Source organism: Klebsiella sp. Ech2A, assembly GCF_030078455.1.
Taxonomy (GTDB): domain Bacteria; phylum Pseudomonadota; class Gammaproteobacteria; order Enterobacterales; family Enterobacteriaceae; genus Klebsiella; species Klebsiella terrigena.
Window position 1 is genome coordinate 1 of record NZ_JAQGFU010000142.1, and the last position, 11,349, is coordinate 11,349.

Annotated in this window: 11 protein-coding genes and 1 pseudogene; 7 read left to right on the forward strand and 5 right to left on the reverse strand. The window is 59.0% G+C overall.

Annotation, left to right across the window (positions count from 1 at the left end):
• Positions 1-190: pseudogene (locus PFH44_RS20020) on the forward strand (electron transfer flavoprotein); the annotation flags it as partial.
• Here PFH44_RS20020 and PFH44_RS20025 read toward each other — a convergent pair.
• The 4 genes from PFH44_RS20025 to queD all read right to left on the reverse strand — a co-directional run bounded on the left by PFH44_RS20025 (position 187) and on the right by queD (position 2,814).
• Complete coding sequence (locus PFH44_RS20025) at positions 187-762, reverse strand: glycerol-3-phosphate responsive antiterminator (protein WP_041146964.1); 576 nt, start codon at positions 760-762, stop codon at positions 187-189. The pseudogene PFH44_RS20020 and the gene PFH44_RS20025 overlap by 4 nt on opposite strands.
• Before the next feature lie 86 nt (positions 763-848).
• On the reverse strand, positions 849-1,109 hold the full coding sequence (locus tag PFH44_RS20030; protein ID WP_283825924.1) for a ferredoxin family protein: 261 nt from the start codon (positions 1,107-1,109) through the stop codon (positions 849-851).
• On the reverse strand, positions 1,100-2,371 hold the full coding sequence (locus PFH44_RS20035; protein WP_283825925.1) for an FAD-dependent oxidoreductase: 1,272 nt from the start codon (positions 2,369-2,371) through the stop codon (positions 1,100-1,102). Before PFH44_RS20035 ends, PFH44_RS20030 begins: the two co-directional genes overlap by 10 nt.
• A gap of 80 nt (positions 2,372-2,451) precedes the next feature.
• Positions 2,452-2,814: a 6-carboxytetrahydropterin synthase QueD gene (gene queD, locus PFH44_RS20040; RefSeq protein ID WP_045857556.1), complete on the reverse strand. Its 363-nt coding sequence runs from the start codon at positions 2,812-2,814 to the stop codon at positions 2,452-2,454.
• A 319-nt stretch (positions 2,815-3,133) separates the two neighbouring features.
• Between queD and cysJ the strand changes: the two genes are divergently transcribed.
• The 3 genes from cysJ (at position 3,134) to cysH (ending at position 7,458) form a co-directional block, all read left to right on the forward strand.
• A complete protein-coding gene (gene cysJ, locus PFH44_RS20045; protein WP_283825926.1) occupies positions 3,134-4,933 on the forward strand; it encodes an NADPH-dependent assimilatory sulfite reductase flavoprotein subunit in 1,800 nt (599 codons plus the stop codon).
• Positions 4,933-6,645 carry an assimilatory sulfite reductase (NADPH) hemoprotein subunit gene (gene cysI, locus PFH44_RS20050; RefSeq protein WP_045857559.1) on the forward strand — a complete coding sequence of 571 codons (1,713 nt, stop codon included), beginning with the start codon at positions 4,933-4,935 and terminating at the stop codon, positions 6,643-6,645. Before cysJ ends, cysI begins: the two co-directional genes overlap by 1 nt.
• Positions 6,646-6,723: 78 nt before the next feature.
• On the forward strand, positions 6,724-7,458 hold the full coding sequence (gene cysH / locus PFH44_RS20055) for a phosphoadenosine phosphosulfate reductase (RefSeq protein ID WP_041146958.1): 735 nt from the start codon (positions 6,724-6,726) through the stop codon (positions 7,456-7,458).
• Between the two features lie 115 nt (positions 7,459-7,573).
• On the opposite strand, the gene PFH44_RS20060 is transcribed toward cysH, so the two are convergent.
• Positions 7,574-8,617 (reverse strand): aminopeptidase, encoded by a 1,044-nt coding sequence (locus PFH44_RS20060; RefSeq protein WP_283825927.1) that lies wholly within the window; start codon positions 8,615-8,617, stop codon positions 7,574-7,576.
• 247 nt (positions 8,618-8,864) lie between these two features.
• Here PFH44_RS20060 and cysG point away from each other — a divergent pair, with 247 nt between their 5' ends.
• The 3 genes from cysG to PFH44_RS20075 all read left to right on the forward strand — a co-directional run.
• On the forward strand, positions 8,865-10,271 hold the full coding sequence (gene cysG, locus PFH44_RS20065) for a siroheme synthase CysG (protein WP_283825928.1): 1,407 nt from the start codon (positions 8,865-8,867) through the stop codon (positions 10,269-10,271).
• A gap of 32 nt (positions 10,272-10,303) precedes the next feature.
• Positions 10,304-11,212, forward strand: coding sequence for a sulfate adenylyltransferase subunit CysD (gene cysD / locus PFH44_RS20070; RefSeq protein ID WP_041146949.1), 909 nt, complete (start codon positions 10,304-10,306; stop codon positions 11,210-11,212).
• Positions 11,213-11,221: 9 nt separating this feature from the next.
• A partial coding sequence (locus tag PFH44_RS20075; RefSeq protein ID WP_283825929.1) for a hypothetical protein occupies positions 11,222-11,349 on the forward strand: 128 nt, incomplete at its 3' end.

Here is an 11,349-nt window from a genome sequence, read left to right on the forward strand (position 1 = left end):
GGCCCCGGATATCTGCATTGGGGCGGGCCCATCGGGGGCGGCGGCGCTGATGGCGGGAGTGCGCGACAGCCGATTTATCGTGGCGATTAATCATGACGCCGACGCGCCGGTGTTCTCCCAGGCAGATGTCGGCATCGTGGATGACTGGCTACCGGTGCTGGAAGCACTGGCAGCCAGCGCGCAGGATTAGTTAAGCTGCTTCGCTAATTTCCAGACGCCGGTGTTGGTGGTCGACAGGGCCGCCACGCCGGCCTTCATCGCATTACGCGCATCTTCTTCGTCGCAGACCAGGCCGCCGGCAATCAGCGGCTGGTGAATCTTCTCCGTCACCCATCCCAGCACTTTTGGCATGCAGCCCGGCAGGATTTCAATACAGTCCGGGTTGGACTGCGCCACCTGCTTGTCGATATTGTGAAAGGAAATAGAGTCGACGATAAACAGGCGATGAATGCAGAAAAATCCCTCCGCCCTGGCCGCTTTGAGCATCGGCGCTTTGGTGCTGATGATGCCGTCCGCTTCGGTCACCAGCTTCAAAAACTGAATCACCACCTCTTTATTCGACGCCCCCTCCAGCAGGTCGACATGAATAAACGCGTACTTACCGGCGTTTTTGATTTTCTTCACGATATTGCTGATGGTGCAGATATTGCCGTACAGCACGGAGATAAACTGGCACTCGGAATCGATGGCTAACTGCAGGCTGGCGTTATCTTTGACGGCCGCGATGACCGGATTTTGTCGTAGCAGGTGTAACAGGGGCATGGTGTGTCCTTCGTATTTTACTCGTTATAATTCAGGCTGCAGATGCGCGGGCGTTCCTGCAGCCTGAATTATAACGAGTCGTTTTATTAGCCAAAACGGAATGTAATACCAAATCCAGAGTCAGGATAGCGCCATTCTTTCAGCGTTGCCTCATCGCATAATAGCCGGCAGGTGCCGCACTCCAGGCATCCCCGGTAGTCGACCTGCACGCCGCCGTCCGCCGTTCGTGAAAAAAGCCCGGCGGGACAGGAGGCAATGAGCCGTTCGACGACTTCCCGGTCGGGCGCAGCCGTCGGGACAATATGCGGGCCGTCGGCGGGGCGCCAGACGTTACGTGCTACAGACATCGAAAGCTCCTGACAAGATCGCCTGCCAGATGACGCAGGCCGGGACGGCGAAGATGACGCCAGACTATCTGACGCAGCGGCGGGACGGGGCCTTCGCCCTGCAGCCAGAGTTCGCGGGAGATATCGTCCATCAGCGCGGGCCAGCGGCGATACCAGCCGGGTCGCTGCAGCAGCGCGGGAACGTGCCGGTAGCGCTGGAGCACCTCCCACAGCAGGCTGCGCTCGATCTCCTGATGGTATGGCGTAAACAGATTTTGCGGCGCGTCGTGCCGGCAGGCGTGGATTAACGTTTGCGCCGCCGCCTGGGCGCCGATTAACGCCATGTCCATTCCGCGCACGGTGAAGCCGGTATTGACGCAGGTGCGCAGCGCGTCGCCGACCAGCAGCCAGCCCTCCCCGGCATACCGCGCCGGCATGCCGTGCAGGCCGCCTTCAGGTACCAGATGCGCGCCGTATTCCAGCGTTTCGCTGCCCTGCAGCAGCGGGCGCAGGGCCGGATGCGATTTGAGCCGATCCAGCAGCCCGGAGGCAGGCGTCGCCCCTTTGCCCAGCGAGGAGAGCGGGCAGACGATACCGAATGAGAGCGTCTCCTGATTGGTATATAGGAACGCGCCGCCGGGTAAATCTCCGCAGACTCCGCCGGTGAATATCATCGCCGCTCCCTCGCTGCCCTCGAGGCGGAAACGATCCTCCAGCGTCTTGCGCTCCATCGCCAGCACCGCTTTGATCCCCAGCGCCATAGAGGTTGGAGAAGGGCGCGGGAGCAGGCCGTGACGCTCCGCCAGCTCGCTGTTGGCCCCTTCCGCCAGCACCACGTAGCGGGCGCGCAGCGTTTCGTTGTCGCAAATGACCCCGCAAACCCGGCCGTTTTCACGATGCAGCGCCGTGACCGTCGCGCCGGTAATGCACTGGACGCCTTCGCCTTCGGCCTGGCTAACCAGCCACGGATCGAAACGAGCGCGCAGTAAACTCCAGGAGTCTCCGCCGGGCTGCAGGCTGGAATAGGTTGTGGCGCCATCGTCGGTCAGCAGAGTCAGGTTTTCCTGGGTGATACGACGCTCAAGCGGGGCGGATTGTTGAAAATGAGGGAGAAGTTCGGCGAGCGCGCGGCAGTACAGGCGCCCGCCGGAAAGATTTTTGCTGCCGGGAAGTTCGCCGCGTTCGAGCAGCAGGACCGAAAGCCCCGCCCGCGCGCAGCGTAGAGCACAGGCGGTGCCGGCTATTCCTGCACCAATGATAATAATATCAAAATCGTCAGCCATGATGTGCCCCAGTGACCCAGAGCGCATAGGCTAACATGACGTTATTTAAGGAATATTGACCATCGACACAAAGGCTTTAATCACTCGCCGCGATAGATGCAGCCCGCCGTGCAGGTCTCTTTAATCATCACCGCGCTCAGCAGCGGCACAACGGGCTTAACCTGTTGCCAAATCCAGCGCGCCAGCACTTCGCTGGTCGGGTTTTCCAGCCCTGGGATATCGTTCAGATAGTAGTGGTCCAGGCGATCGTAGGTCGGCTTAAAGGCGGCCTTAAGCTCGGCAAAATCCATGATCCAACCCGTATGCGGATCGACTTCGCCGGTAATCTCCAGACGCACCATAAAAGAGTGACCGTGCAGGCGACCGCACTTATGACCTTCCGGTACGTGGGGCAGGTGATGGGCGGCTTCGAAGATAAAATCTTTAAACAGGGTGGTGGACATCTTTTACTCTCAATAAGACAAAAAAACCGCCGTAGGGTACCGGAAAGCACATTTTTTAGCATTAACTAAAACGGCCCTGAGCGGGAAATAGCCGTATACGCCGCGCACGGGGCAATAATCTCTTTGTATTTCATGTGGTTATTTAATCGATTTTGTTGTTAATAACTATAGGTAAAACAGGTTAGTCGATTTGGTTATTTGTTATTTCCATCCCTTATTTAATTGTTACTATCTGCACCGTTAACCTTACATTCTCTTCTGTTTTTGCCGCGCTGACAGGGTGCGAATAACAGCTTTGCTTACTGGAACATAACGACGCATGACGACACAGGTCCCACCTTCCAATTTGCTTCCGCTCAACCCGGAGCAAATGGCGCGCCTGCAGGCGGCCACGACAGACTTCACTCCGACCCAGCTTGCCTGGGTTTCCGGCTATTTTTGGGGCGTGCTGAATCAGCATCCCGGCGCGGTAGCTGCCGCTCCGGCCCAGGCTGCGGAAGTTCCGAGCATTACGCTGCTTTCCGCCTCGCAAACCGGCAACGCCCGCCGCGTGGCCGAAGCGCTGCGTGACGACCTTCAGGCAGCGCAGCTGAACGTCAAGCTGGTTAACGCAGGTGACTATAAATTCAAACAAATAGCCTCCGAAAAACTGCTGATCGTCGTGACCTCAACCCAGGGTGAAGGTGAGCCGCCGGAAGAAGCCGTCGCGCTGCATAAATTCCTGCTCTCGAAAAAAGCGCCGAAGCTCGAAGGCACCGCCTTTGCGGTCTTTGGTCTGGGCGATACCTCCTACGAATTCTTCTGCCAGTCGGGTAAAGACTTCGACAGCAGGCTGGCCGAGCTGGGCGGGGAGCGCCTGCTCGATCGCGTTGACTCCGACGTTGAATATCAGGGTGCCGCGGCCGAATGGCGCACCCGCGTGGTCGAGGTACTGAAAGCCCGCGCCCCGGCGGCGACGCCGGCTCAGCTGGCGACAAGCGGTGCGGTCAATGACATTCACACCAGCCCCTATACCAAAGAAGCGCCGCTGACCGCGACGCTTTCGGTAAACCAAAAAATCACCGGCCGTGATTCCGAAAAAGACGTGCGCCACGTTGAAATCGATCTTGGCGACTCCGGCCTGCGCTATCAGCCCGGCGATGCGCTGGGCGTCTGGTATCAGAACGATCCGGCGCTGGTCAACGAGCTGGCCGAACTGCTGTGGCTGAAGGGCGACGAGCCGGTTAGCGTAGACGGTAAGACGCTGCCGCTGGCCGAAGCGCTGACGTGGCACTTTGAGCTGACGGTGAACACCGCCAACATCGTGGAGAACTATGCCACCCTAACGCGCAGCGAAACGCTGCTGCCGCTGGTGGGCGATAAGGCGCAGCTGCAGCACTATGCCGCTACCACGCCGGTCGTCGATATGGTGCGCTTCTCTCCGGCGCAGCTGGATGCCCAGGCGCTGATTGACCTGCTGCGCCCGCTTACGCCGCGCCTGTACTCGATTGCCTCGTCGCAGGCGGAAACGGAAAATGAAGTTCACGTGACCGTTGGCGTGGTGCGCTATGAGATCGAAGGCCGCGCGCGCGCCGGCGGCGCTTCCAGCTTCCTCGCCGATCGCGTGGAAGAAGATGGCGAAGTCCGCGTCTTTATTGAACACAATGACAACTTCCGCCTGCCTGCTAACCCGCAGACGCCGGTGATCATGATCGGCCCGGGTACCGGCATTGCGCCATTCCGCGCATTTATGCAGCAGCGCGCGGCGGAAGGCGCCGAGGGCAAGAACTGGCTGTTCTTCGGCAACCCGCACTTTACGGAAGATTTCCTTTACCAGGTTGAATGGCAAAGCTACGTCAAAGAGGGCGTACTGAGCCGTATCGATCTGGCCTGGTCCCGCGATCAACAACAAAAAGTCTACGTTCAGGACAAGCTGCGCGAGCAGGGGGCCGAACTGTGGCGCTGGATTAATGACGGTGCCCATATTTATGTCTGCGGCGACGCCAATCGCATGGCGAAAGACGTTGAGCGGACGCTGCTGGAAGTGATTGCCGAATTCGGCGCGATGGACGCCGAAGCGGCGGACGAATTTTTAAGTGAGCTGCGCGTTGAGCGCCGTTATCAGCGAGATGTCTACTAATGAGCGAAAAACATCCAGGACCGCTGGTGGTCGAAGGTAAACTGACCGACGCCGAGCGTATGAAGGTAGAGAGCAACTACCTGCGCGGCACCATCGCAGAAGACTTAAACGACCCCCTCACCGGCGGCTTTAGGGGCGATAACTTCCTGCTGATCCGCTTTCACGGCATGTATCAGCAGGATGACCGCGACATCCGCGCCGAACGCGCGGCGCAGAAGCTGGAGCCGCGTCACGCGATGCTGCTCCGCTGCCGCCTGCCGGGTGGGGTGATCACCACTAAACAGTGGCAGGCGATTGATAAGTTTGCCGCCGATAACACCATCTACGGCAGCATTCGTCTGACCAACCGTCAGACCTTCCAGTTCCACGGCATTCTGAAGAAGAACGTCAAGCCGGTGCACCAGATGCTGCACTCGGTGGGGCTGGACGCGCTGGCGACGGCCAACGATATGAACCGTAACGTGCTGTGTACCTCTAACCCGAACGAGTCTCAGCTGCATGCTGAAGCCTACGAGTGGGCGAAAAAGATCTCCGAGCACCTGCTGCCGCGCACCCGCGCCTACGCCGAGATCTGGCTCGATCAGAAGAAGGTTGCCACCACCGACGAAGAGCCGATCCTTGGCCAGACCTATCTGCCGCGTAAGTTCAAAACCACCGTGGTTATCCCGCCGCAGAACGATATCGATCTGCACGCCAACGATATGAACTTCGTGGCGATTGCCGAAAACGGCAAGCTGGTGGGCTTTAACCTGCTGGTGGGCGGTGGCCTGTCCATTGAGCACGGCAACAAGAAAACCTATGCGCGCACCGCCAGCGAATTCGGCTATCTGCCGCTTGAGCACACTCTGGCCGTGGCGGAAGCGGTGGTCACGACCCAGCGCGACTGGGGCAACCGTACCGACCGCAAAAATGCGAAAACGAAATACACCCTGGAACGCGTTGGCGTTGAGACCTTCAAGGCCGAAGTTGAGCGTCGCGCCGGCATTAAGTTTGAGCCGATTCGCCCCTACGAGTTTACCGGCCGCGGCGATCGGATTGGCTGGGTAAAAGGTATCGACAATAACTGGTACCTGACGCTGTTTATTGAAAACGGTCGTATCCTTGATTATCCAGGGCGTCCGCTGAAAACGGGTCTGCTGAAGATTGCTAAGATCCATAAAGGCGAGTTCCGCATCACGGCCAACCAAAACCTGATCGTTGCCGGCGTGCCGGAAGATCAGAAGGCGAAGATCGAGAAGCTGGCGCGCGATCACGGATTGATGAATAGCGTCACCCCGCAGCGTGAAAACTCGATGGCCTGCGTCTCCTTCCCGACCTGTCCGCTGGCGATGGCCGAAGCGGAGCGCTTCCTGCCGTCATTTATTGATAAGGTGGACGGCGTGATGAGCAAGTACGGGGTGGGCGAGGAGCATATCGTCACCCGAGTGACCGGCTGCCCGAACGGCTGCGGCCGCGCCCTGCTGGCGGAGGTTGGCCTGATCGGTAAAGCGCCGGGCCGTTATAACCTGCACCTTGGCGGCAACCGCAGCGGAACGCGTATTCCGCGTATGTATCGCGAAAATATTACTGAGTCGGAAATTCTCGACTCGATTGACGAACTGGTCGGGCGCTGGGCGAAAGAGCGCGAAGCGGGTGAAGGCTTCGGCGACTTTACGGTGCGTGCGGGTATCGTGCGCCCGGTGCTCGATCCAGCCCGTGATTTCTGGGAATAAAGGTCTTTATCCACGCCTGACGATCCCCTCTCCGTTGACGGGAAGGGGATAAGGTGAAGGGAAAATAACGAGGTAACTATGTCCGTACTCGATCTCAACGCGCTAAATGAACTGCCGAAAGTTGAACGCGTACTGCAGCTGGCAGAAACCAACGCGCAGCTGGAGAAGCTTAGCGCCGAAGAACGCGTGGCGTGGGCGCTGGAAAACCTGCCCGGCGACTACGCGCTCTCCTCAAGCTTTGGTATTCAGGCGGCGGTTAGCCTGCATCTGGTTAACCAGATCCGTCCGGATATTCCGGTGATCCTCACCGATACCGGCTACCTGTTCCCGGAAACCTATCAGTTTATCGATGAGCTAACCGACAAGCTGCAGCTGAACCTCAAGGTTTACCGGGCGCAGACCAGCCCGGCCTGGCAGGAAGCCCGCTACGGCAAGCTGTGGGAGCAGGGCGTTGACGGCATTGAGAAATACAATGACATCAACAAGGTTGAGCCGATGAACCGCGCCCTGCAGGAGCTAAATACCCGTACCTGGTTTGCCGGCCTGCGCCGCGAGCAGTCAGGTAGCCGGGCAACGCTGCCGGTGCTGGCGATTCAGCGCGGGGTATTTAAGGTGCTGCCGATTATCGACTGGGATAACCGCACCGTTTACCAGTACCTGCAGAAGCACGGCCTGAAATACCATCCGCTGTGGGATCAGGGCTACCTTTCCGTGGGGGATACCCACACCACCCGCAAATGGGAGCCGGGGATGGCGGAAGAAGAGACGCGCTTCTTCGGCCTGAAGCGCGAGTGCGGGTTGCACGAGGGGTAGGTCTCGATCGCCTTTGTTTTAAAGGCGTTTGCTTTAAACACATTGAGTTTTAAAAAAAGCCCTCGCGCTTCTCGCTGAGGGCTTTTTCGTGCAACCGGCAGCAGCAAAACGCCGGCTAGCCGCGCTTATCGGCCTTCGCCAGCTCTTTTACCAGCGGCAGCATCACCTTGACGACGTCGCGGCTGCGCCGCTCGATGCGGCCGGGGAGCGCCTTGTCGATATGCTGCTGATTATCCAGCTGCACGCTGTGCCAGCTGGAGCCGTCAGGGAAGGCAGGTGATTTTGCCCGCTGCTGGAAACCATCTTTCTTACCGAGCGACCAGTTGGTGGCCTCCACCGACAGCACCGGGATCCCGGCGCTATCAAAAACGCTGGCGTCGTTACAGCAGCCGGTGCCCTGCGGATAGTCGCGGTTCAGCCCCGGGTTGCTGAAGGCGGCAACGCCTTTGCTACGCGCGATGGCCAGCGCCCGGTCGCGGGTGAGCTTGCGAATCGGCGCCGGCGTGCTGCGGCCGCTATTAAAATAGAGCTTGTCGCCGACCACCAGATTATCGAGGTTGATCACCAGCAGGGTGTTTTTCTTCTCCTCGTCGCTCATCCGCTTCAGCAGATTCTGCGCCCCGAGGCGACCCTCCTCTTCACCGCTGGACGCGATAAAGCGAATGCCGTAGTGGGTGGGCACGTTCTTGAGTCGTTCGGCCAGCTCCAGCATCACGCCAAGGCCAAGAGCGTTGTCGTCGATCCCCTGCAGGGTCAGGCCGCCGAGGTTCTTTTCCACGTCGCTATCGCTCATCGGGGCGTAGGTATCGAGGTGCGCCATGATGATGATCTGCTGGCGCGCCTTGCCCTCGTGGGCGGCAATCACCGTGCTGCCGGTGACGTTTTGCCAGTTCTGCCGCTGGTTTTTGGTGGTGTAGATATAGCGGGTATGAAAGTTGCGGATATCGCTCTGGTAGCCCATCTGCGCGAACTGCTGACGCAGGTAGTCCGCCGACAGCATCTCTGCTGGCGAGCCGGTCATTCTTCCGGGGAAAACGGTGGCGATATGGCGAGCCTGCGTATTGGCGGTTTCGCCCATAGCGCTAAAAGCCGGGGCGGAGAAGACAAAACCTGCGCCAAGCGCCAGTGGAAGCAGGCGGCGGCACAACGCGGAAAACATATGAGGGTCCTTACGGGAACATAACAATTTGACCCGCTTAGTATGAAACTGTGACCGAGGTTAAACAATTTCATTTGCTCTTAAATAGCGGAAAAGTCGCATGTTAAGCACTTTTTGATCTTAGCTTTCCCAGGTCGTTATTCCTTTGAGTAACAACTCATTCCATTTCGTAATTTCATTTGCTCTAAGCGGCACCCTATAGTCGCACTATGACTGATTGTAAGTGAGCTGTTGCATCGTGGACTATTTGCCCTTATTTGCCGAATTAAAAGCGCGGCCGGTGCTGGTTATCGGCGGCGGTGAGATTGCCGAGCGCAAGATAATGTTTCTGCGCCGGGCGGGGGCGAAGGTGCAGGTTGTGGCGGCTGCGCTGTCCGATGAGCTTGCTGAACAGGTCGAACGCCAGGAGATCGCGTGGCGCGCGCAGGAGTTTCAGGAACAGCAGATCGACGACGTTTTCCTGGTGATCGCCGCTACCGAAGATGATGCGCTGAACCAGCGGGTTTCTGCCGCGGCAAACGCTCGCTTTCGCCTGGTTAACGTGGTGGATAACCAGCCGCTTTGCTCGGCGGTCTTCCCCTCTATTGTCGATCGCTCCCCGCTGCTGGTGGCGATCTTTTCCGGCGGAACGGCGCCGGTTCTGTCGCGGCTGATCCGCGAAAAAATTGAAGCCCTGCTGCCGGCCAACCTCGGACGCGTTGCCGAAGCTGCGGGTGGCTGGCGGCAGCATATTAAAACCCACCTGACTACCACCGCGGCGCGCCGTCGTTTCTGGGAGCGCGTTTTCAACGGCCGCTTTGCCAGCCTGATGATTGCCGGAAATAAAGCCGCTGCGGATAAGGCGCTGGAAGATGAGCTTCATCAGCCGGAAAAGCGGTCGGGTGAAATCATACTCGTCGGCGCCGGGCCGGGTGATGCCGGACTCCTTACCCTGCGCGGCCTGCAGGCTGTGCAGCGGGCGGACGTGGTGTTTTACGACCATCTGGTGACGCCGGAGATCCGCGAGCTGGTACGCCGCGATGCGGAGATGATCTGCGTCGGTAAACGCGCCAGCGAGCATTCGGTGCCGCAGCACGAAACCAATCGGATGCTGGTCGAGGCGGCGAAAGAGGGCAAAACGGTGGTGCGCCTGAAGGGCGGCGATCCGTTTATTTTTGGCCGCGGCGGCGAGGAGCTGCAGGCGGCAGCGGCGGCGGGGATATCGTTTCAGGTTGTTCCCGGCGTAACCGCAGCGGCGGGGGCGACGGCGTATGCCGGAATTCCGCTGACCCACCGCGATTACGCGCAGAGCGTGACCTTCGTCACCGGCCACTACAAGGCGGACAGCGCGGCGCTCGACTGGGCGCTGCTGGCGCAGAGTCGGCAAACGCTGGCTATCTACATGGGCACGATGAAGGCGGCAGAAATTAGCGCGCAGCTGATCGCGCACGGGCGCGACAGAAACACGCCGGTGGCGGTTATCTCCCGCGGCACGCGCGCCGATCAGCAAACGACGACCGGCACGTTAGAACAACTGGAACACCTGGCGAAAGATGCCCCAATGCCGGCTTTGCTGGTGGTGGGTGAAGTGGTGCAGCTCCATCAGCAGCTCGCCTGGTTTCAACACACAACGAACGCAGAGGGCTTTGACTCTTCTGTGGTCAATCTGGCTTAGGCCCGGTGCAACAGGCCTTATAAGGAACGGTAATGGACCAAAAACGACTCACTCACCTGCGACAACTGGAGGCGGAAAGCATCCATATCATTCGCGAGGTGGCCGCCGAATTTTCAAATCCGGTGATGATGTACTCCATCGGTAAAGATTCCAGCGTGATGCTGCACCTGGCGCGTAAAGCGTTTTATCCGGGAACCCTGCCGTTCCCGCTGCTGCACGTGGATACCGGCTGGAAATTCCGTGAGATGTACGAGTTCCGTGACCGTACCGCGAAGGCCTACGGCTGCGAGCTGCTGGTGCACAAAAACCCGGAAGGGGTGGCGATGGGCATTAACCCGTTTGTCCACGGCAGCGCCAAGCATACCGATATCATGAAGACCGAAGGCCTCAAGCAGGCGCTGAACAAATACGGCTTCGACGCCGCGTTCGGCGGCGCCCGCCGCGATGAAGAGAAGTCTCGCGCCAAAGAGCGTATCTACTCGTTCCGCGACCGTTTCCACCGCTGGGATCCGAAAAACCAGCGCCCGGAGCTGTGGCACAACTACAACGGCCAGATTAACAAAGGCGAAAGCATCCGCGTCTTCCCGCTCTCTAACTGGACCGAGCTGGATATCTGGCAGTACATCTATCTGGAAAATATCGAAATCGTGCCGCTGTACCTGGCGGCAGAGCGCCCGGTTCTCGAGCGTGACGGCATGCTGATGATGATCGATGACGACCGCATCGATCTGCAGCCGGGCGAGGTTATTAAACAGCAGATGGTGCGTTTTCGTACCCTCGGCTGCTGGCCGCTGACCGGCGCGGTGGAGTCCAACGCGCAGACGCTGCCGGAAATTATTGAAGAGATGCTGGTCTCCACGACCAGCGAACGTCAGGGTCGCATGATTGACCGCGATCAGGCAGGCTCGATGGAGCTGAAGAAACGTCAGGGGTATTTCTAAGGAGCCGCCATGAATACGACAATTGCACAACAAATTGCTGATGAAGGCGGCGTTGAAGCCTACCTGCACGCGCAGCAGAACAAAAGCCTGCTGCGTTTCCTGACCTGCGGCAGCGTCGATGACGGCAAAAGCACGCT